The organism is Candidatus Pelagibacter bacterium nBUS_25 (assembly GCF_051200975.1).
Classification (GTDB): Bacteria; Pseudomonadota; Alphaproteobacteria; order Pelagibacterales; family Pelagibacteraceae; genus Pelagibacter.
On record NZ_CP172846.1, the window covers coordinates 757,970 to 778,782 of the forward strand.

19 protein-coding genes are annotated in these 20,813 nt (G+C 30.9%); 12 read left to right on the forward strand and 7 right to left on the reverse strand.

Annotation, left to right across the window (positions count from 1 at the left end; translation table 11 throughout):
- Positions 1-28 precede the first annotated feature (28 nt).
- Positions 29-1,375, reverse strand: a complete 1,347-nt coding sequence (locus ACIJYH_RS04065) for an aspartate aminotransferase family protein (RefSeq protein WP_435162389.1) — start codon at positions 1,373-1,375, stop codon at positions 29-31.
- 200 nt (positions 1,376-1,575) lie between these two features.
- On the opposite strand from ACIJYH_RS04065, the gene ACIJYH_RS04070 reads away from it, so the two are divergent.
- The 4 genes from ACIJYH_RS04070 to ACIJYH_RS04085 all read left to right on the forward strand — a co-directional run bounded on the left by ACIJYH_RS04070 (position 1,576) and on the right by ACIJYH_RS04085 (position 6,322).
- The gene (locus tag ACIJYH_RS04070) at positions 1,576-2,517 is read left to right on the forward strand and encodes an ABC transporter substrate-binding protein (RefSeq protein WP_435098034.1); all 942 of its coding nucleotides are present in this window, start codon (positions 1,576-1,578) and stop codon (positions 2,515-2,517) included.
- Positions 2,518-2,605: 88 nt separating this feature from the next.
- Positions 2,606-3,403, forward strand: a complete 798-nt coding sequence (locus ACIJYH_RS04075) for an ATP-binding cassette domain-containing protein (RefSeq protein ID WP_435098031.1) — start codon at positions 2,606-2,608, stop codon at positions 3,401-3,403.
- A 1-nt stretch (position 3,404) separates the two neighbouring features.
- Positions 3,405-5,315: an ABC transporter permease gene (locus tag ACIJYH_RS04080; protein WP_435162391.1), complete on the forward strand. Its 1,911-nt coding sequence runs from the start codon at positions 3,405-3,407 to the stop codon at positions 5,313-5,315.
- 2 nt (positions 5,316-5,317) lie between these two features.
- On the forward strand, positions 5,318-6,322 hold the full coding sequence (locus tag ACIJYH_RS04085; RefSeq protein WP_435162393.1) for an Ldh family oxidoreductase: 1,005 nt from the start codon (positions 5,318-5,320) through the stop codon (positions 6,320-6,322).
- Here ACIJYH_RS04085 and ACIJYH_RS04090 read toward each other — a convergent pair.
- Entirely contained in the window at positions 6,302-6,502 is a 201-nt protein-coding gene (locus ACIJYH_RS04090; RefSeq protein ID WP_435162395.1) for a hypothetical protein, read from the reverse strand. The genes ACIJYH_RS04085 and ACIJYH_RS04090 overlap by 21 nt on opposite strands.
- 62 nt (positions 6,503-6,564) lie before the next feature.
- Entirely contained in the window at positions 6,565-6,756 is a 192-nt protein-coding gene (locus ACIJYH_RS04095) for a hypothetical protein (protein WP_435162397.1), read from the reverse strand.
- 104 nt (positions 6,757-6,860) lie between these two features.
- Between ACIJYH_RS04095 and ACIJYH_RS04100 the strand changes: the two genes are divergently transcribed.
- Entirely contained in the window at positions 6,861-7,826 is a 966-nt protein-coding gene (locus ACIJYH_RS04100) for a MarR family transcriptional regulator (RefSeq protein ID WP_435162399.1), read from the forward strand.
- On the opposite strand, the gene ACIJYH_RS04105 is transcribed toward ACIJYH_RS04100, so the two are convergent.
- Complete coding sequence (locus ACIJYH_RS04105) at positions 7,819-8,664, reverse strand: bile acid:sodium symporter family protein (protein ID WP_435162401.1); 846 nt, start codon at positions 8,662-8,664, stop codon at positions 7,819-7,821. The two genes, ACIJYH_RS04100 and ACIJYH_RS04105, sit on opposite strands and share 8 nt — an antisense overlap.
- Positions 8,665-8,808: 144 nt before the next feature.
- Here ACIJYH_RS04105 and ACIJYH_RS04110 point away from each other — a divergent pair, with 144 nt between their 5' ends.
- Genes ACIJYH_RS04110 through ACIJYH_RS04120 form a run of 3 tightly spaced genes read left to right on the forward strand, consistent with a single transcriptional unit; the run spans position 8,809 to position 13,112 of the window.
- A complete protein-coding gene (locus tag ACIJYH_RS04110) occupies positions 8,809-9,846 on the forward strand; it encodes an ABC transporter substrate-binding protein (RefSeq protein ID WP_435162403.1) in 1,038 nt (345 codons plus the stop codon).
- Between the two features lie 12 nt (positions 9,847-9,858).
- Positions 9,859-12,057 (forward strand): ABC transporter permease, encoded by a 2,199-nt coding sequence (locus tag ACIJYH_RS04115; RefSeq protein WP_435162405.1) that lies wholly within the window; start codon positions 9,859-9,861, stop codon positions 12,055-12,057.
- Entirely contained in the window at positions 12,057-13,112 is a 1,056-nt protein-coding gene (locus ACIJYH_RS04120; RefSeq protein ID WP_435162407.1) for an ABC transporter ATP-binding protein, read from the forward strand. Before ACIJYH_RS04115 ends, ACIJYH_RS04120 begins: the two co-directional genes overlap by 1 nt.
- Here the strand turns inward: ACIJYH_RS04120 and ACIJYH_RS04125 are convergent.
- Positions 13,102-14,283, reverse strand: coding sequence for an epoxide hydrolase family protein (locus tag ACIJYH_RS04125; RefSeq protein ID WP_435162409.1), 1,182 nt, complete (start codon positions 14,281-14,283; stop codon positions 13,102-13,104). The two genes, ACIJYH_RS04120 and ACIJYH_RS04125, sit on opposite strands and share 11 nt — an antisense overlap.
- A 71-nt stretch (positions 14,284-14,354) precedes the next feature.
- Between ACIJYH_RS04125 and ACIJYH_RS04130 the strand changes: the two genes are divergently transcribed.
- Together ACIJYH_RS04130 and hisD are read left to right on the forward strand one after the other, a co-directional pair.
- Positions 14,355-15,266 carry a bifunctional enoyl-CoA hydratase/phosphate acetyltransferase gene (locus ACIJYH_RS04130; RefSeq protein WP_435088835.1) on the forward strand — a complete coding sequence of 304 codons (912 nt, stop codon included), beginning with the start codon at positions 14,355-14,357 and terminating at the stop codon, positions 15,264-15,266.
- A 166-nt stretch (positions 15,267-15,432) separates the two neighbouring features.
- Positions 15,433-16,719 (forward strand): histidinol dehydrogenase, encoded by a 1,287-nt coding sequence (hisD, locus tag ACIJYH_RS04135; protein WP_435088834.1) that lies wholly within the window; start codon positions 15,433-15,435, stop codon positions 16,717-16,719.
- Here hisD and ACIJYH_RS04140 read toward each other — a convergent pair.
- Both ACIJYH_RS04140 and ACIJYH_RS04145 read right to left on the reverse strand, forming a co-directional pair.
- Positions 16,716-17,771 carry an ABC transporter ATP-binding protein gene (locus ACIJYH_RS04140; protein WP_435162411.1) on the reverse strand — a complete coding sequence of 352 codons (1,056 nt, stop codon included), beginning with the start codon at positions 17,769-17,771 and terminating at the stop codon, positions 16,716-16,718. The genes hisD and ACIJYH_RS04140 overlap by 4 nt on opposite strands.
- Positions 17,771-18,859: an ester cyclase gene (locus ACIJYH_RS04145; protein WP_435162413.1), complete on the reverse strand. Its 1,089-nt coding sequence runs from the start codon at positions 18,857-18,859 to the stop codon at positions 17,771-17,773. Before ACIJYH_RS04145 ends, ACIJYH_RS04140 begins: the two co-directional genes overlap by 1 nt.
- A gap of 40 nt (positions 18,860-18,899) precedes the next feature.
- Between ACIJYH_RS04145 and ACIJYH_RS04150 the strand changes: the two genes are divergently transcribed.
- Both ACIJYH_RS04150 and ACIJYH_RS04155 read left to right on the forward strand, forming a co-directional pair.
- A complete protein-coding gene (locus ACIJYH_RS04150) occupies positions 18,900-19,844 on the forward strand; it encodes a cupin domain-containing protein (RefSeq protein ID WP_435162415.1) in 945 nt (314 codons plus the stop codon).
- Positions 19,844-20,812 carry an ester cyclase gene (locus tag ACIJYH_RS04155; RefSeq protein ID WP_435162417.1) on the forward strand — a complete coding sequence of 323 codons (969 nt, stop codon included), beginning with the start codon at positions 19,844-19,846 and terminating at the stop codon, positions 20,810-20,812. Before ACIJYH_RS04150 ends, ACIJYH_RS04155 begins: the two co-directional genes overlap by 1 nt.
- Position 20,813 lies beyond the last annotated feature (1 nt).

A 20,813-nucleotide genomic window follows, 5' to 3' on the forward strand; every position in this document is an offset into this window, starting at 1 on the left:
CTTTCTTTAATTATATGTATAAATTTAATTAGTTTTTTTGGTTTTTTTGATAGTTAGTGATACCTGTTCTCAGTTTATCAATAATTTCATCAATATGTTTTTCTTCACAAATAAATTGTGGAGCAATAATTAAACAGTCACCTGTTGCTTTAAAGTTTACTCCTGCTTCATAACAAGCTTTAAAACATTCAAAACCAGCTTTACCTGGTTTAGTATTTAATTTCATGTCAATTCCACCCATCATTCCATAACCTCTGATATTATCTACCGACTCTAGATCCTGAAGAGAAAATAAACCTTTTTGGAAATATGGAGCTAAGTTTTTAGCTCTGTTAAAAATATCATCTTTTTCAAAAATATCTTGAACAGCTAAAGCTGCAGCGACTGCAACTGGGATTCCTGAATAAGTGTATCCATGAAATAATTCAACTGCACCTGTTGGTGAAGCATCCATTACAGCATCATAAATACTATCGTTGCACGCAACTACACCCATAGGCACCACTCCATTCGTTGTAGCTTTTGCCATTGTCATAATATCAGGTGTTACACCAAACTCATGTGCACCAAACTTGGAGCCTGTTCTACCCCAACCTGTAATTACTTCATCAAAAATTAAAAGTATTCCATGCTTGTCACAAATCTCTCTAAGTTTTTGTAAATATCCTTTTGGCGGTACTAATGTTCCTGTTGATCCAGCAATAGGCTCAACAATACAAGCAGCGATATTTTCACCACCAAAGTTTTGACAAATAGTTTCTAAATCATTTGCTAAATAGTCACCTGTTTCCGGTTGACCACTTACAAATTTATGTTCTGGTAAATGAGTGTGTCTAATGTGTTGAACACCTGGCATTAAAATACTTGCAAATGTTTTAACATTATTTACCATTCCACCAACTGAAACACAGCCGATGTTCATTCCATGGTAACCACGTTCTCTTCCAACAAATCTAAATCTTTGCGCATTCCCTTTAGCTCTATGGTAAGCAACAGCAATTTTAATAGCTGTTTCAACTGCGGTTGACCCACAAATTGTAAAAAACATTTTATTTAAGTCGCCTGGAGTGTGTTTTGAAATTCTTGATGCTAATTCAAAAGAACCACCAAAACCTTGTTGAAAAGGTTGAGCATAATCTAAAGTTTCCAATTGTTTTGTAACAGCTTCTGTAATTTCTTTTCTTCCATGACCTAATGGGTTACAAAATAATCCTGAGCTTGCATCGATTTGTGTTTTGCCGTGATGTGTTTTTAAATAAACCCCTTTAGCTTCAGTAATCAATCTTGGATTTGCTTTAAAATCTTTATTAGATGTAAAAGGCATCCAATGTTCATTCAATGAATTTGGTACTGCAGTTCTGTTTTCTGAGCTCATAAATTTTCTCTCTTTAATATTAAATTTTATTTTTGTAATCCTAAACCTAGGGCCTCTATAGACAAAAATAAATAGAAATAAATATAATAATTTGACACAACCAAAGATTGTACTGTGCTATTTTTTTGTTTTACATCGCTCTCAATATCAAATTAAATAGCAATAATTTATATATAAATTAACTAACGGAGATAAACAAAATGAGAAAAATAATTAGTTTTATTCTTGGATCTATCGTTGCTCTTAACCTTTCTATTTCAGTTGCAAACTCAGCTGCTAAAGAAGTAAGAGTTGCATTCTTTCTAGAATGGCCAACGCCAAACCAAGAAGATAAAGTAAAAGGTATTTATGAAAAAGCTCTAGGTGTTCCAGTTAAATGGACTAACTTTTCAAATGGTGGTGCAATGACTGACGCTATGTTAGCAGGAGATATTGATATTTCTTACTCTCAAGGTTTAGTACCTTTCATTAATGCTGTAAAATCTAAAGCGCCTTTAAAACTTGTAGACATTGCTATGGAATACGGAATGGGTGGAACAACTTGTGTTACATCTAACGCTTCTGGAATTACAAAAGCAAATGGTTCTGAGTTAGAAGGTAAAAAAGTTGCTGTTCCACTAGGAACAATGGCTGAATACGTTTTTGACGAAAGTATGAAAGTTGTTGGAGCTGACAGATCTAAAATGGATGTTATTCAAATGGACCCAGAAGAAGGTGCTGCTGCATTAGTAAGTGGTGACGTTGTTATGGCTTGTCTATTTGGTGGTAACTCTATCAAAGCTGCAACTGCAGTTGGATCAAGACTTTTAACAGTTCAAGAAGCTAGAGATGCTGGTATCTTAGGTATTGATATTACTTCTGTAACTGACAAATTCATGAAAGAAAATCCAGGAATGTTAAGAACTTTCATCGAAGTAACTCACGAAGCAAACGCTAGATACGCATCTGGTAAATCAGATATGGGTGTTATAGCAAAAGATGCTGAAATGAAACTTGGTGATATGAAAGAAACAATCGGTGGATTTAAATTTCTTTCACCTGCTGAAACTGAAAAGTCTATGACTTCTGGAAATCTTGCTGGTTTCTTAAAAGGAATGAGCACTCCAGACGGAGCAGTTGATACAAGCTTTTTACCTCTTTAATCTTAGAGCGTAAAATAAATTTAAATAGGCGCCAATTAGAAATAGTTGGTGCCTATTTTTTTAAAATAATCTAATATAAAGTATTCTTATGAGTGATTTGGTTTCTCAAAATCTAAACATGATTTTTAAAACTCCTAAAGGAGAAACAGTTCACGCACTAAAGGATGTAAATTTTACTTTAAAAAAAGGAGAACTTTTAACAGTTCTTGGTCCCTCTGGATGTGGGAAAACAACTTTACTAAATATTACAGCTGGATTTTTAAGACCTACCTCAGGTCAAATTACATTAGGTGATAATGAAATTAATGGACCTGGTGTTGAAAGAGGAATGGTATTTCAACAAGGCGCTTTATTTGAATGGTTAACTGTTGCTGAAAACGTAAATTTTGGATTAAGAATGAAAAAAGTAAATCCAATTGAAACAGCAAAAAAAGTTGAAGAGTGGTTAGAAATTGTTGGTCTTCAAGGATTTGGTAACACCCCTACCTATCAGTTATCTGGTGGTATGCAGCAAAGGGTTGCTCTTGCAAGATGCTTGATCAATGATCCAGATTTAATTTTAATGGATGAACCTCTTGGAGCACTAGATGCACTTACTAGAGAAAAAATGCAGTCTTTAGTTTTAAAAATTTGGAAAGAAACAGGAAAAACAATTATATTAATCACTCACTCAGTTGAAGAGGCATTATTATTAGGTGAAAGACTTTATGTAATGGCACCAAGACCTGGACGTATACATAAAGAGTACAATCTTCCATTTGCTTCTATGGGGTTAAAAGAAGATTTAAGAGATATTAAAAATCTTAAGGATTTTACAAGTAAAAGAGAAGAAATCTTAACCATGATATGGAACATGGAAGAAGAAATAATGGGTAAGGATACGTAGAATGTTTACTCAAATTATCACCTTTGTAATTATTGTAGCAATTATTGGCTGTATTATGTATGGCCGAAAACTTATTAGAACTGAAAAGGTAGATGCTGTTTTTGGAAATCCAGAAAGAGCCAAAGGTGGCACTCATTGGATTATTGTTGGAAGTAGTGTTATTTTATTAACATGGCTCTATTATTCATGGGATATAGCAAAATCATTTTATCCTCAGTCAGCTAATGAATTATGTCAGGTTGGTAAAGTAAACGACTCTCTTTTATCGCTTAAATATTTATTTCCAATTGATGAAAGAGAATTCAAAAGTACGTCTATCATTAAAGCAGAGAATAAAAATATAGTTAAGTTAAAAAATGAAATTCAAAATTCGAAAGAAATTAACGAACAACACAGATCAGTTTTAATAGGATTAATTGATAAGACCAAGTCAACCATACCATTACTAACTAATGAAAATTTATTAGATGGTCAAACCAAAGCTAAAATTAATGAACTTGCAATTAAAATTGATCAATTATCTTTAGAGTTTCAAAAAAAGGATTACCCTTATGAAACAACAGAACAAAGAAATAAAAGATTAATAGAGGCTCAGGCTGAAGGTGGCTGGGGAGCATCAGGAACAGCTGTTGAGAATAAAGTTGAAGTTCCCACTATCCCAAAAACAGATAAAGGTTTAAAATTTGATGCGGCTGCTCAAGAACTAAAAGTCATTAGCGACGCATTCTTTAAATTAAGAAATCATAACTTCCAATACAAATCTGTTATGAAGGAAATTAAAGATGATGTTAAAGCATTTAGAAAAGCAGCAAGCGATAGTGAGGAAGTGGCCTCAACATTAGCTAAAGATATACTTAAAATTGCTAGACGAATTGAGTACGCAAGTATTTTTCCACCAACAACTTTAAATAAATTACAAAAATCAATTCTTACATTTGATGAAGTTCAAAAAAATGAACAAGGCTCTTTAAGATTGGTTGATGTTATTTTGTTTCCGGCAGGTACAATTGTATCAAGTGGTCCAAATTGTTCAGAACAAGGCTCAGGTCGATGGCTTCCAAAACCCTCTGATACTTTAGATAAGTTTATTCTTTTATCAAAACCTAGTGTTGGATTCAAAAATATTCCACTACTTTGGTTTGAGATGATGGACGTTAGTAAAATAGTTGGTTTTATTTTACCTGATTGGATTGCAGACATTATGCCTGGTAAATACCCTGTGCATAATGAATTTGGTGTCGTTAAACCTAACTTTAAAAGTAAAGTTTTAAGTGTTGTAACTGGTGAATTTAGTTTATTTAAAATACCTATTCCTATGGGTCACATATGGGATTCTTTTTTAAGAGTATTGCTAGGTTTGGTAATAGGAATTATCCTAGGGGTGCCTCTTGGATTATTTATGGGTCTAAATAGATTTGCCAAAGGTTTCTTTGATCCATTAATTGAATTATATAGACCGGTTCCACCACTTGCATGGGCTCCACTAATTATTTCTGTTTTAGGTATTGATAACGTTGGAAAAGTATTTTTACTTTTCATGGTTTCTTTCTCTATCATGATTATATCAGCTAGAGCTGGGGCATCTGGAACTCAATTATCAAAAATTCATGCTTCACACTCATTAGGTGCTTCTAAATGGCAAATACTTAGATATGTAATATTTCCAAATTCATTACCAGAAATATTAACTGGAGTTAGAGTTGCAATTGGTATGTGTTGGGGAACCTTAGTTGCAGCTGAGTTTTTAGCAGGTACTACTGGTATTGGTTTTGTTGAAAACGTTGCTAAAAAATACTTCCAATACGAAGTTATTTGGATCACTATTTTTGTCATGGGAATGTTAGGTTTGTTATTTGATGTAACTTTAAGAAAACTTATAGATAAATATATTCCATGGCGTGGTAAAGGGTAATAGTGAAAACCCCAATTCTTAAAAAAGAAATCATAAAAATCTTTCAAAAATATGGTCTCAGTAAAGATCATGCTTTAATTTCGGCTAATGCACTAATTAATGCAGAATTAGTTGGAGCTTATGGTCATGGTTTATCAAGACTTAAAATGTACTGCGATCGTATTTCAAAAAAAGTAATAAATCCAAAACCTAAAATTAAGATAAAGAAAATTTCTCAGTCTGTTTCACATATAGATGCAAACAATAGTATTGGTTTTGTTGCAGCAGATCTTGGAATTAAGACAGCAATTAAACATGCTCAAAAAACTGGTATTGGAATGGTGGCTGTAAAGAATAGTGGTCATTATGGATTATCTGGTTACTACGCGGAACAAGCTGTTAAGAAAAATTTAATAGCGATGATATATACAAATGCTCCCCCTGCTGTCGCTCCCCATGGTGCTTTAAAATCTTTATTTGGAACAAACCCTGTTTGTTTTGGAACTCCTACTGGTTCTAAAATTCCTTTTATATTAGACACATCAATCTCAGTTATAAATAGAGGTAAAATTAGAGTAGCCGCTAGAAACAATCAAAAAATTCCAGAAGGAGTTGCGCTAGATAAATCAGGTAACCCAACAACTGATGCAAAAAAAGCTTTAGCAGGTGTTCAACTTCCAATAGCAGGATTTAGAGGTTCAGGTCTTGCTTGGATGGTAGATATTTTAAGTGGAGTTTTAACAGGAGGTAATCATGCAGGACGAGTTAAAGATCCTTTTGATGATTTCTCTGGTCCACAAAATATTGGGCACTTGTTTATTACTTTTAAAGCAAATTTATTTCAAAAAAATTATAATCAAAGAATTAAAGATAATATTAAAACAATTAAAAAACTACCTAAGATTAAAGGCATAAAAGAAATAATGTATCCTGGGCAAAATAAATTTAATCGATACAAACAAAATCTTAAAAAAGAAATCTCAATCCCAGATATTATTAAAAAAGATCTAGAGACTTTGATAAACTAATAGGGATATTGTTCCAAAGAAAGTAATTATAAAAAATAAAATAATTGTATTTTTAATAAATTGTCTTTTTTGTTTTACTCTAAGTTTTTTTTTAAGCTCATGAACACATAGATTTTTTTGATTTTCAACTTCATTTAATTCATTATTATTTTCAGAAGCTTCATCTAACACTTTGCTCATAACAAGAGTTAATCACTGATAAATTTGTAATTAAATAGATTGACAGTTCAAATTGGGCAAAATTAATTTGTAAGAAGAGTTAGAGCACCTAAAGACACACACACTGTAGAAAAAATAATTGTTCTTTTAAATTTTTCCTTTTTTTTCTGATCTATTATTCTTTGCTTAAGAACATCTACGTTAACTCTAGTGTTAATTACGAGAGAAGGGTCTTTAGCAACATCAGATGTTCTATTTAAGCTTTCTGTACTCATTGATGACAATTAATCATGCATTGATAAATTTGGATATACTACCGTTGTCCAAAATGGGTTGACTCCTTTATTTGTATCGTTCAAATTGGGTTTTTTAAAAATATATGAAGCAATTACCCAGTATATCCAATCAAATTGATGAAGATAAAATCTATAAAATTATTAATAAAAATTTTAGTAAAATAGCACCCTATTGGTTTGAATTAATTTCTAGTTGGCTTATTCGTTCATACAATGTTTTTCAAGACATCGATAAATTCATAATTTTAATCTACTTCATTAATAAAGATTTAATATTTTATAGAAAAAATGGATTAGTGATTGATTACGATACATTTTATAAAGATAAATCAATAGAAATTCCAAAAATAAATATAAGTGATATCTCAAGTGATCTTCATATACCTAAAGAAAGCGTAAGACGTAAACTTCAAGAATTAGAGAAATCAGGAGTAATTAAAAAAACTGGAAAAAAGATTTTTGTAGATAGATCTGCCTTTACAACTGCAAAAGCAGAACAAACTTTAAAAGAATTAAGTATCTTAATTAGTAAGTTTAATGAAATATTAGTAGACGAAAAGATAACCAATAATATTTTTGATACTAATGAAATTTCAAAGTCAATTAAAACTAATTTTTCTTTTTGCTGGTATCAATTCTATAAACTTTTATTTATTTTTACCAATCGTTGGAGAGATAATGTAGCTGACTTAGAAACCTTAGCTATTGGGATTGTAGTTCTTTTAAATACAGTAGATAATAAAAGTTTTAAAGTAAAAGATTTAAATAGAAAAAATTGGACATTGATTGCTCAAGGAGCTGATGATGTGGGAGTTAATGCCATGTCATTATCAGATATAACAGGTATTCCTAGACCTACAGTCGTTAGAAAAATAAAAAAATTAATTGAAGAGGGTTTTTTGCATATTAATGAAAAAAAACTTATTACATTGAACATAAAAGGTTTAGCGTTAAAAAAGTTTACTACTTTGCAAAATAAAAATATGAAAAATTTAAGTAACTTTTTGTATAGAATTTTTAACCAGATTAAGATTACAAATACTAATTAGATTTCTTTAAAATATAAATAAAGATAAAACCAGTTATATACATAGTAAGTGCATAAGCTGCTGTTGGTACCATATAAGCAATATCATCAAACATTAATGTTGCAACAAACACTGCTAAAGTTCCATTTTGTAAACCGCACTCTAATGCAATACATTTTTGTTGAGCTATTCCTGATACAAATTTTTTAGCTATAAAATATGCTATCAACATCATCGTAACATTTAAAATTAAAACAGCTAAACCTGCTTGAGCAAGATAATTAAGAATATTGTCTTTTTCTTCAATCCAAATTGCAGCAAAAACAATTATAAATAACCAGCCAGTTAATTTATTAATAATATTAATTTTAGATGAAATAAAGTTTTCAGCAAAACCTCTAATAATTATTCCAATAATAACTGGTACTGTTACAACTAATGCCATCTTTAATGCAATGCCTGTCATTGAAATATTTTTTGAAACAACTACTCCTAAAAATTCAGCTGAGTTAATGACAACAAATGGAACTGATATAATGCTAATTAAACTTACAACTGCAGTTAAAGAAATTGATAATGCTACATCTCCATTTGCAAATTTAGTTAATACATTTGAAGTAACTCCTCCTGGTGCTGCAGCAATAATCATTAAACCAACTGCTATTGGAGCTGAAAGATCTAATATTATAGCGATACTTAAAGCAACTATTGGTAAAATTACTAATTGAGAAAAAAAACCAACAAAAAAATCCTTTGGAGTTTTTAATACTCTTGTAAAATCTTTAACTGAAAGACCAAGACCTAGTCCTAACATAATTAATGCTAAACAAATTGGTGCAATCTTAGTTACGATTTCCATTAATAGTTTTTATATAGAAGTTACTTTTATTAGCAAATTTAATTAAACCACAAATTGAAAATCTGTCATAACTTTGAAATAAATAGTGACAAACCTTATTAATTCATACTAAGTTTTAAAAATATTAACTAGAGAGAGGAAATAATGAAAAATATAATGAAACTAGCTTCAATTGCTTTGGTTCTTTTATTTACTTTGTTCGGTCTAACAAACAAAGCTTCAGCTGCAAAACTTACTTTATATTGCAGTGTTGAAATAGATGTTTGTGAAATGCTGGAACAGGCTTATGAAAAAGAAACAGGTACTAAAGTTGCAATGACAAGAGCAAGTAGTGGTGAAACTTTTGCTAAGATTAAAGCAAAATCTTCAAATCCTAAAGGAGATGTTTGGTTTGGTGGAACAGGTGATCCACACCTAACAGCTGCTCAAGAAAATCTAACTGCAGAATATAAATCAAAACATTTTAATGATTTATTACCGGCAGCTCAAAACCAAGCTGTAAATGCAAACTATAAATCTGTTGGTATTTATGTTGGTGCATTAGGTTTTGGATATAACAAAGAACTTTTAGCAAAAAAAGGTTTACCAGCTCCTAAATCATGGATGGATTTAACTAAACCTATTTATAAAGGTGAAATCCAAATAGCTAATCCAAATTCATCTGGAACTGCTTACACAACTTTAGCTACAATTATTCAAATTTTTGGAGAAGATAAAGGTTGGGATTACATGAAGGCACTTCATTTGAATGTGAACACATATACTAAATCTGGTTCTGCTCCAATTAAAGCAACTGGTAGAGGTGAAAACTTGATAGGTATTTGTTTCCAACATGATGGTGTTAAACAAACTAAAAAAGGTTTACCTGTAGTAACTGTTTCTCCTGAAGAAGGAACTGGTTATGAAGTTGGATCTATGAGTATTATTGCAGGTGCAAGAAATATGAAGGAAGCTAAAAAGTTTTATGACTGGGCTTTAAGTCCCCCAATTCAAACTATGGTTTTCACTTCAGGAAAATCTTTGCAGGTGCCGTCTAATACTAAAGCACAAGCTGATCCTGATGCTCCAGATTTATCAACTATAAACTTAATTGATTATAACTTTAAAGTTTATGGAGATAAAAGTACTAGAGCGGGCCTGTTATCCAAATGGGATAACGATGTATCTGTAATTCCTAGATAATATTAGGAATTAATGAGAGGACTCGTTATCTGCTGGATACTCATAGGAGGATTGGGTTTCCTGATCTTTCCTTGGTATGTAACAGGTGACGGGTTTTTCTCTATTAACTGGATTAAGGAATATTCTTTAGAAGATTATGGCTCAGTATTACCTCAAGTATTTATAAATAAAAAATATTGGCTTTTACCTTTAACTATTCCTTTATTTTTTCCTTTAACCACAATCAAATTAAACCAAAATAACCCTCTTTACTCAAAGATTTTTTTATATTCAGGATTAATTGGTTTTTTTTATTTTTTTCTACAAGGGTTTTCAATTGGTATTAGAGGATGGAATTTTGAAATTTTTCAATCAATTTTTGGGGATGTAGAAAATCAGTTTGGAGTTGGATTGGGTGCAGTTTTAACTTGCTGTACATTTATATTCTATATTACTCATGGTCTTTCCTCACGTGGATGGCTAAATGGCGATAATTTTATTGTTGGTAGCATTGGAAGTATCATTATTTTAGTTTCTACTTTTGTATTCTTCCCAATTTTTAGGATGTTTACAGTTGCTTTTAAAGGAACAGAGGGAGGTTATGAAATTAGTAATTTCTCAGATAAAATATTTAATAAAGGTATTTGGGGTTTAGATTGTACTTATAGTGATTATGCTTGTGGAGTTTTTTGGAACACAGTTACTATGGGAACTCTTACTGCATTTTCATCAACCATTTTAGGATTAGCTTTTGCTCTTTTAATAGCAAGAACTAGTTTTAGGTTTAAAAAAACAATAAGAATATTATCTGTATTACCAATAATCACTCCCCCTTTTGTAATTGGTTTAGCAATAATTATTTTATTTGGAAGAACTGGTGTAGTAAGTACTTTTCTAGAATGGGGATTTGATATTGAACCTTCTAGATGGATTTATGGTTTACCAGGAATATGGTTTGCACAAACACTAGCCTTCACTCCTATTGCATTTTTAATTTTAATCGGAGTTGTAGAAAGTGTTAGCCCATCAATGGAAGAGGCATCCCAAACATTAAGAGCTTCTAAATGGCAAGTTTTTAAAACTGTTACTTTACCATTAATGAGACCTGGGATTGCAAATGCATTTTTAATTGGTTTTATTGAAAGCTTAGCAGATTTTGGTAATCCATTAGTACTTGGAGCGGAGTATGATGTTTTATCTACAGAAATATTTTTTGCAATTGTTGGTGCGCAATATGACGAAACAAAAGCAGCAATTTTAGCAATGATTTTATTATCTGTTGTTCTTGTAATATTTTATCTTCAAAATCAGTGGTTGGGTAAAAAATCTTATATTTCAATTTCTGGCAAAGGTGATAGCGGCGTGCATCCCGAACTTCCTCAAAAAACTAAATGGGTAATTTATTCAACCGTACTTCCTTGGGCGTTCATGACATTTATTATCTATGTGATGATTATGTTTGGAGGTTTTGTTGAAATGTGGGGCGTTGATCATAGTTTCACCTTAAAACATTATATTGAAGCATTTAGCATTGACTGGGTTAAAGATAGAGGATTATTGTGGACTGGTACTGCTTGGAATTCTTTTAATACAACATTTACCATAGCAATAATTTCTGCCTTACCAACAGCTGCAATAGGAATTTTAACAGCCTATCTTCTCACAAGGCATAAATTTAAAGGTAAAAATGCTTTTGAATTTGGGACAATGTTAAGTTTTGCAATCCCTGGGAGTGTTATTGGTGTAAGCTATGTTTTTGCTTTTAATGTTCCGCCTCTCGAATTGACTGGAACAGGAATAATTCTAGTAATTGCTTTTGTATTCAGGAATATGCCGGTTGGAGTAAGGGCTGGAATAGCTGCAATGAATCAACTTGATCCTCATTTAGATGAAGCTTCATCAACTTTAAATGCATCTAGCTCTCAAACATTCAGAAATATAATTCTTCCATTACTTAAACCTGCAATTACTGCATCTTTAGTGTTTAGCTTTGTAAGAGCAATGACCGCTATTAGCGCTGTTATCTTTCTTGTAAGTGCAAATTATGACTTAGCCGTTTCATACATCTTAGGAAGATTAGAAAATAATGACTATGGTCTAGCGATAGTATATTCATCAGCATTAATAGTTGTTATGTTGTTTACAATTTTACTTATGCAATTAATAATAGGCCAACGAAAATTAGGGAGAAGAGATCAATCTGCAGGAATTTTACAAGGAAACTTAGGATAATGAAAAAAGCTGAAGTAAAATTTGAAAATATTACAAAAAAATTTAATGAAACTGTGGCTGTAGATAATGTCAGCTGTAGTTTTGAAGCTGGAACTTTAACAACATTGCTTGGTCCATCAGGATGTGGAAAAACTACATCATTAAGAATAATTGCTGGATTAGAAAGAGCAACAGAAGGAAAAATATTAGTTGATAATGAAGATGTTACCCTGCTGCCAGCAACTGACAGAGATGTTTCAATGGTATTTCAATCTTATGCCTTATTCCCACACATGAGTGTTATAGAAAATGTTTCTTATGGGTTAAAAATGATCAATGTAAATAAAGAGGAATATACTGAAAAAGCTTTAGAAACTTTAAAACTAGTAAACCTGGAGGGATACGAAAAAAGAATGCCTTCTGAGTTGTCTGGAGGACAACAACAAAGAGTAGCAGTTGCAAGAGCAATTGTACTAAAACCTAAAGTATTATTATTTGATGAACCTCTTTCAAATTTAGATGCAAAACTAAGACGACAAGTTCGTGAAGATATAAGAGAAATTCAACAAAAACTTGGAGTAACAACAATTTATGTAACACATGATCAGGAAGAAGCTTTAGCAATATCAGATAAAGTTATAGTTATGAATAAAGCTGTAATTGCTCAAGAAGGAAGTCCAAAAGATCTTTATAACTTTCCAAAAAATAAATTTGTAGCTAATTTTATTGGTGATGCAAATGTAGTTAAAGCTGAAATAATAAATAAACAATCAAATATTTATGAATTAAAATTAGCAGAGATAAAAGTAAAAATAGAAAGCGATAATGATTTTAATAAAACTGTTTCTGTGGCCTTAAGACCTGAGAAAATTAAAATTGATAGAGTTGATAACAAGAATTGTATTCACGCAACGGTAAATAATGCTTCTTTTGTTGGTAGTAGCTACCAATATATTTTAAACTCTGAGATGGGTAAATTATACGTCATTGCTAATGACACAAATGATGTATTTGAAGTTGGTGAAAAAGTATTTTTAAGTCTTAATGAAAAAGATATTCGAGTTCTTAAAGATTAGATTGCCCACCCCTCTCATCATAAGGATCATATCTTAAACTTCTTAAGAATTTTCTTATGTCATTAACAAGTAGATCTGGTTTTTCTAAAGCTGCAAAGTGACCACCAGCTGACATTTCAGTCCATTGTTTGATATTAAATATTCTCTCAACATAAGATCTTGGTGGCCATTCAGACATTTCAGCAGGAAATATTGCTGCAGCTGTTGGAATTTCTATTTTTTTAAAATTTTTTGGAAAAAATCTTCCACCCTCTTCTCTTCTTCCATAATAGATCCAAGTTGCTGTATCAAAGGTTTTGGTTAAAATATAAACCATGATATTTGCTAATAATTTATCTTTTGAATAAACACTTTCAATTTTGTTATCTTTTAAATCAGACCAAGCATGCATTTTTTCAATTATCCATGCAGCTACTCCGACTGGACTATCCATCATTCCGTAACTTAAAGTTTGGGGCTTTGTTGCTTGTTGTGTCCTATATCCATCTTGCATAATTTGATCTTTATCAAATCTTATTTGCCAATCTTTTTCTTCAACAGACTGAGGACCATCTGGGTGACGCATAGTAAGACAATTTATATGAATTGCTTTACAAAAATTTGAATGATCATAACCAATCCAGTTTGCAATAGTTGCTCCCCAATCACCTCCTTGGGCTATGTAATTTTTATATTCAAGATTTTCCGTCATGAGTTTGTTAAATATTCCTGCCATTTTTCTTGGACCAAGTGGTTTTGAAGGTTTGCTTGAAAAACCAAAGCCAGGTAATGAAGGAACGATTACGTCAAAAGAGTTTTTTTTATCTCCTCCAAACTTTTCAGGATGAGCAAGTTTTTCAATAATATCTAAAAATTCAACAACAGATCCTGGCCATCCATGCATTAACAATAATGGCGCAGAATTTGAGCTACTTCCTTTTTCTTTAATAAAATGAATTTCTTCTCCATCTACATTCGTAGTAAAGTTGGAAAATTTATTAAGTTCTAATTCGTGTTTGCCCCAATCAAAATCTTTAACCCAATAGTTACACAATTCTTTTAAATAACCTTTATTGGTTCCGTGATCCCAATTTTCTAAATTAGCTACAGAATCCCACGGATAGTCTTTTACTTTTTGATAAATCAAAGATATTTCTTTTTTAGTAAAATTAATGTTGAATTCTTTAATCATTTAATAAATTTAATATCTAAAATAATAAAATCTACTATATACATTATAAAATTTAATTATAATCATTGTTTATGCTTTCAAATAAAGAAATTATTTGTCCCAACAACTTGTTAGATGAAGCACATAAAAAAAAAGGTGTAAAAGTTGCTGTTGTTAATGCTGGTAAACCTTTACCCATGCTTTCTGTTCAAGATGCAGTAAATGAAAATTTAATTGAACCTATTTTTATAGGAGACAAAAAAGAAATTCTAAAATGTGCAGAGGATTTAAAATGGGATATTTCTCAGTATGAAATTATTGATGAACCTGTAGAAAATGCTACAGCAAAAATTGCAGCAAAACTTGCTAGCGAAGAAAAAGTAAAGATAATTGTTAAAGGTCATATTCACACAGATGTATTAATGAAAGAAGTTTTAAAACGTGAATATAATTTGTTAGGAAAAACCCGATTAAGTCATATCTGGCACATGACTGTTGAAAAAGATGGCAAACCTTTAATCATTACAGACGGTGCTTTAAATGTTTTGCCCAATGTTAAAACAAAAATGCATATTCTCAAAAATGTAATTAATTTTTCTAATAGAATAGGAATATCTAGGCCAAAAGTTGCTGTTTTATCAGCTACAGAAGAAGTTTTGGATAGTGTTCCAAGTTCTTTAGATGCTGCTGAATTAACAAAACTTGCAAAAGAAGAAAATTTAGAAGCTGATGTTTTTGGACCGTTAGCATTTGATAATAGTATTTCAAAAAAATCAGCTGCTATAAAAGGGATTAAAAATGTAGTAGCTGGAGAAGCTGATGTTTTGTTAGTTCCAAGTGTAGAAACTGGAAATGGTTTAGTTAAAATGATGATTTATTTTATGGGCGCTTGTGCTGCTGGAGTTGTAGTTGGTGGTAAAGTTCCAGTTGTAATTACAAGCAGATCTGATGAAGCTCAAGCAAGACTAGCTTCTATTGCAGCAGCAGTAGTTGCCTTAGATTAATTCTAAATTAAATTTATGAAACCAATTGATTATATAAGTCTATATCTCTTAGTGATCATTCTTTGTGTGACTAGTGTAAATATGGCCTATAGATTTTATTTTTAAATCATTGAATATAATTCATTTTTACTTTATTAAGATGTTCTTAAAACAAAGGAAATAATCAATGGCAATACAATATTTAAAAAAATCACCAAAAACATCTTCAACAGACGATACAAAAACTAGAGGGATAGTTGAAGGAATTCTTAAAGACATAGAACAATCTAAAGAAGAAGGTTGTAAAGAACTTTCAAAAAAATTTGATAAATTTGAAGGTGATGTGGTTATTTCTAAGGAAAGAATTGAAGAAATTAAAAAAACATTAGATCAAAAAACTAAAGATGATGTTCAATTTGCTCATGAGAGAGTAAGAAAATTTGCTGAAGCACAATTAAAAAACTATGGACAAGATTTTGAAGTTGAGCTTTCTGAAGGATTATTTGCAGGTCAAAGATTAATTCCTGTTAATACAGCTGGATGTTATGTTCCTGCTGGAAGATATGCTCATATTGCTTCTGCAGTTATGAGTGTAACAACTGCAAAAGTTGCAGGTGTAAAAAATATTCTAGTGTGTAGTTCTCCAAAACCTGGTGTAGGAGTTCACCCAACTATAGTTTATACGGCTGACCTTTGTGGTGCAGATGTAATTATGAATTTAGGTGGTGTTCAAGCAATAGCAGCTATGACAAATGGATTATTTAACAATGCACCAGCAGATATAATAGTTGGTCCTGGTAATCAGTTTGTAGCTGAAGCTAAAAGAATACTATTTGGAAAAGTTGGAATTGATTTATTTGCAGGTCCTACAGAGATAGCTGTAATAGCAGATGAAACTGCTGATCCTGAAATTGTTGCTGTAGATTTAGTTGGTCAAGCTGAACACGGCTATAACTCTCCTGCTTGGTTATACACAACAAGTAAAGAATTAGCTGAAAAAGTGATGAAAAGAGTTCCTGAGTTGATTGCTGAATTACCAGAACTTCCAAGAACTAATGCTGATGCAGCTTGGAGAGATTATGGTGAAGTAGTTCTTTGTGATACAGACGAAGAAATGGCTTCTATTAGTGACGAGTATGCTCCTGAACACTTAGAGGTTCAAACAAAAAATTTAGAATGGTTTCACAAAAGATTAAAAAATTATGGATCTTTGTTCATAGGTGAAGAAACAACAGTTGCTTATGGTGATAAATGTTCTGGAACAAACCATATTTTACCTACTAAAGGTGCCGGAAGATACACAGGTGGTTTGTTTGTTGGAAAATTTATTAAAACTCTAAGTTTTCAAAGAATGACCAAAGAATCTACTGAATTAGTTGGTGCGGCTGCTGCTAGACTTTCCAGATATGAAGGAATGGAAGCGCACGCAAGAACTGGTGATGTGAGACTTAAAAAATACGGTTATTCTAATTAGGATTTAACTCTTTTACCATTTTCATCAAAAACGAAAATATCTTTTGAGTTAAAGCCGATACTATTTTCAATAGAGTGATGGCTTGGAATTTTTGCACTGATTTCGTATTGATCCATTTTGATATAGGCTATTTTTTCATTACCTAAATTTTCAATTAAATCTACTTTTGGATTAAACTTGTATTCACTATTTTCTGAAACACTCAAATGTTCGGGCCTTAAACCTAAATAATAGTCTTTTTTAGAAAAATTTATTTCATCAATTTTAATTGAATTTCCTAAAAATTTAATTTCGTTATTTGAAATAATATTATCAGCTGTAATTTTTAAAATATTCATTTTTGGAGTTCCAATAAATTGGGCGACAAAAATATTTGAAGGATTGCTGTATATTTCATCTGGTGTTCCAACTTGTTCAATATTTCCATGATTTAAAATAACTATCCTGTCAGCTAAAGTCATAGCTTCAACTTGATCATGTGTTACATAAATCATATTTGTTTTTATTTGATTGTGAAGTTTTGAAATCTCAACCCTCATTTCAGCTCTTAACGCAGCATCAAGATTTGATAGCGGCTCATCAAATAAGAATATTTTTGGATTTCTTGTAATAGCTCTTCCAATAGCAACTCTTTGTCTTTGTCCACCAGAAAGTTGTTTAGGTTTTCTCTCTAATAATTCTTCAATTTTTAAAATTTTGGCAGCTTGCATAACTTTTTGTTCAATTTCCTCTTTAGGTCTTTTTTCAATTTTTAGACCAAAAGACATATTTTCATAAACATTCATATGTGGGTACAATGCATAAGATTGAAAAACCATTGCAGTCTCTCTTTTTGATGGATGTAATTCATTAACTAATTGATCATTAATAAATATCTCCCCTTCATCAATTTGCTCCAGACCAGCGATCATTCTTAATAAAGTAGATTTTCCACAACCTGAAGGTCCAACTAAAACTAAAAATTCATCTTCTTTACCCTCAAGATTAAAATTATTTATAATTTTATTAGTTCCAAATGATTTGTGAATATTAGTAAATTTTATATTAGACATTATAATTTTTTAATTAGTTCAAAAATATCAACACCAATTTGGTTTAAAATATGAGCTATGTCAATTGGAACCCAATTCTCTCTTATCTTTCCTTCATCATGATGATAAAAATCCATTACTCTCATTGTAACATTTTTATTGTTAGCAGGATATCCTAACCAATGATTTGAACCATAAGTAGCTTGTATGCTGTGCCATCCTGCGGTTAAAGAAAACTTTCCATCTCCTAGTTCAGAATAATGGCCTAGTTTCCAGTAATTTCTTTCTTTGAAAGTTTTTCTAAAAGGAAGTTGATGATTATCCACAAAACCCTCTAAAGATCTTGCGGTCCCTATTCCACTTGGCCCATACCAAATCATTTTATCGTGCCAAAAATTAGTTTGTGGATGATCAATTAGTTTTGATTTTAAATCTTGATCTGAATTACTGTCTAACTCAGGTTTAATATTTAAACTTCTTTGCATTATAAGTGCTTGATCTAAATTTGATTTAGAAATGTTAAGATCTTTTTCAAAGTAATTTACCCCATCAGTATTTATGGGATTTAACCAATTGCCTTCAGCTCCTCTAGATTTGTTAATTGGAAAAACTCCTGTTTGAAAGATTAAGTCGATAACATCTATTAAGATATGGCTTTCTACTATTTTATCATTTTTAAGTTCATGTATTTCACAACATCTTAAATTAACCATCTTATTATTTGGTTTTATTCCCAACCAACTTTTTTTAAAAATTCCAGAAAGCATAGAGATAGAAGCAACTTGCATTTTATCTCTAAAAGCTCCTCCAATTATTAGTTGTGTTCTTCTTTCTAGATCAGGAAAAGACTCGAATAATGGTAACCAGTAATCATCTTTAAATTTATCAAGACCACTAAACTCATTAACAGGGTGAAAACAATTAACCTTAATATCTTTTGAAAAATATTTGTTTAAATTATCATCTAGCTTAGATTTTCCAGAATGAACTATATCTGTTAAATAATTTTTTACTTTTTGTTTGTTTTTATAATTTTCTTCAGGGGTAATAATAATATTTTCTACGTCTTCTTGCCCTTTAAGTCCTGTGTCAAAATTTTCAATTTTCATATATAAAACAATTATATTTAATAAAAAGACAATAAATATTATGACTGAAAGAATTGCAAGATTTAATGAACTCACACCTAGCACATTACCTTTTGTTGAGGGAAGAATGGAAGGTCATAAAGAAAGAAAAAATTATTCAATTGTAGGTCCGGGTGTCGCAGAAGATAGTAATCAGTCTGTTAAAATTTCTAAACCTCATGGTTACAATCTTGGTGCAGTTAGCGCTAACCCTAAAAATGGTTCAGGGCTACACAGTCACACAACAGCTGAAGTATTTTTAATCTATTCAGGTAAATGGAGATTCTATTGGGGTGCAGATGGTAAAAATGAAATAATTTTAAGTAAAGGGGATATTGTTTCAATGCCAACTAATATGTTTAGAGGTTTTGAAAACGCTGGTAATGAAGAAGGTTTAATTTTTGTAATATTGGGAAATGATGACCCTGGAATAATCACTTGGATTCCCAATGTTTTGATTAAAGCAAAAGAAACTGGATTGGCTTTGCTAGATGACAATTCTTTGATTGATTTAAATGAAAGTGAAATACCTCAAAACAGAAAACTTTTAGAGCCAATCACAAATGAAAAGCTTCAAGAATTTGATAATTATGAAATAAATGAAATTGATAAGTTTGTTTGTAAATTTAAAAATCATATTAATCATGAAACTATTTTAAATAATGGAATTAAGTTAATTCAAATTATAGGTAATAATTTTTGTAAAAAATCCTATAATCCTTTAATTAATCATACCACTGGTTTTAATTACAGTATTCTAAAAGCCAAAAAAGGGCTTGTAGAAGATTTAATCTTTGAGAAACCAACTATTTTATTTTCACAAAAAGGAACTTGGAAAGTTAAAATTGAAAAAGATGAATTTGATATTAATTCAAAAGATACTTTTTCCCTTCCGTTGAATACTAAAGTTAGTATTTCTATTGATAATAATGAAGAATGTTTTTTAAATTGTGTTAGTAAAGCTTAATGAAGGGCTTTGATAAAAAATATAAAGATTTTCCAGACTATATTTTAAAAATTACTAAACAGATTTGGGAAGGAAAAGATGTGGATTCAATTGGTAAATTTTATACTGATGATATTCCAGTTAGGTCTCCTTTTGGAATAACTTATGGTAACAAACCTGTTATAGAGGCAACTTATAATACCCTGAAAGAATTTCCAAATAGACAATTACTTGGTGAAGACGTTATCTGGAATGGAAATGATATTAACGGCTATCATTCCTCACATAGGATTTTAAGCAAAGGAACACATTTAGGAGATGGATTTTATGGCAAACCAACTGGTAAAGATATTTATTATAGAGTAATAGCAGATTGTGCTTGTAAGGGTAATCAAGTGTACGATGAATGGATTGTAAGAGATCAAGGAGCAATGGTAAGACAAATTGGTTATACTCCAAAAGAATTTGCTCAAATAATGATTGATAAGGAGGGTGGATTAGTAAAAGCTAAAAAACTTTTTGATAAAAATGATATAAAGCCATCAGATTATCAACCAGAGAAAATAAAAAAAGACTCTGCGGGTCAAAAATATTCAGAAATATTAAGTAAAGTTTTTGAAGAAGGTTACGATTTTAACGATTACAATAGAGCTTCCAGTATTTATTGGCCAGGAAACAAATTAGGTCATGGAAGAGAAGATATTTCAAAATTTTGGAACTCTTTAAAAGATATTTTTACTGACATCAAATTTACCATTGAACATGTTGGATATTTAGATGAGTCTAACAAAAACCCAAGGGCATCAATTAGATGGTTTTTAGAAGGTATGCACTCAGAAGATAGTGAAGACTATGGTAAAAAAACAAATTCTAAATTATTTATTATGGGAATAAATCACGTAGAATTTAATCAAGATGGGATTATAAGAGAATGGGTTTTGTTTGATGAGGTTGCAATATGGAAACAAATTCTAATAAATAATAATTAAA

Excerpts from the sequence above, each read along its gene's own strand:
- hisD (WP_435088834.1), top strand. The coding sequence starts at position 15,433 with ATGGCAATACAATATTTAAAAAAATCACCAAAAACATCTTCAACAGAC.
- ACIJYH_RS04105 (WP_435162401.1), bottom strand. The coding sequence starts at position 8,664 with ATGGAAATCGTAACTAAGATTGCACCAATTTGTTTAGCATTAATTATG.
- ACIJYH_RS04110 (WP_435162403.1), top strand. The coding sequence starts at position 8,809 with ATGAAAAATATAATGAAACTAGCTTCAATTGCTTTGGTTCTTTTATTT.
- ACIJYH_RS04140 (WP_435162411.1), bottom strand. The coding sequence starts at position 17,771 with ATGTCTAATATAAAATTTACTAATATTCACAAATCATTTGGAACTAAT.
- ACIJYH_RS04080 (WP_435162391.1), top strand. The coding sequence starts at position 3,405 with ATGTTTACTCAAATTATCACCTTTGTAATTATTGTAGCAATTATTGGC.
- ACIJYH_RS04155 (WP_435162417.1), top strand. The coding sequence starts at position 19,844 with ATGAAGGGCTTTGATAAAAAATATAAAGATTTTCCAGACTATATTTTA.
- ACIJYH_RS04145 (WP_435162413.1), bottom strand. The coding sequence starts at position 18,859 with ATGAAAATTGAAAATTTTGACACAGGACTTAAAGGGCAAGAAGACGTA.
- ACIJYH_RS04075 (WP_435098031.1), top strand. The coding sequence starts at position 2,606 with ATGAGTGATTTGGTTTCTCAAAATCTAAACATGATTTTTAAAACTCCT.
- ACIJYH_RS04065 (WP_435162389.1), bottom strand. The coding sequence starts at position 1,375 with ATGAGCTCAGAAAACAGAACTGCAGTACCAAATTCATTGAATGAACAT.
- ACIJYH_RS04090 (WP_435162395.1), bottom strand. The coding sequence starts at position 6,502 with ATGAGCAAAGTGTTAGATGAAGCTTCTGAAAATAATAATGAATTAAAT.
- ACIJYH_RS04115 (WP_435162405.1), top strand. The coding sequence starts at position 9,859 with ATGAGAGGACTCGTTATCTGCTGGATACTCATAGGAGGATTGGGTTTC.
- ACIJYH_RS04120 (WP_435162407.1), top strand. The coding sequence starts at position 12,057 with ATGAAAAAAGCTGAAGTAAAATTTGAAAATATTACAAAAAAATTTAAT.
- ACIJYH_RS04150 (WP_435162415.1), top strand. The coding sequence starts at position 18,900 with ATGACTGAAAGAATTGCAAGATTTAATGAACTCACACCTAGCACATTA.
- ACIJYH_RS04095 (WP_435162397.1), bottom strand. The coding sequence starts at position 6,756 with ATGAGTACAGAAAGCTTAAATAGAACATCTGATGTTGCTAAAGACCCT.
- ACIJYH_RS04130 (WP_435088835.1), top strand. The coding sequence starts at position 14,355 with ATGCTTTCAAATAAAGAAATTATTTGTCCCAACAACTTGTTAGATGAA.
- ACIJYH_RS04125 (WP_435162409.1), bottom strand. The coding sequence starts at position 14,283 with ATGATTAAAGAATTCAACATTAATTTTACTAAAAAAGAAATATCTTTG.
- ACIJYH_RS04100 (WP_435162399.1), top strand. The coding sequence starts at position 6,861 with ATGAAGCAATTACCCAGTATATCCAATCAAATTGATGAAGATAAAATC.
- ACIJYH_RS04070 (WP_435098034.1), top strand. The coding sequence starts at position 1,576 with ATGAGAAAAATAATTAGTTTTATTCTTGGATCTATCGTTGCTCTTAAC.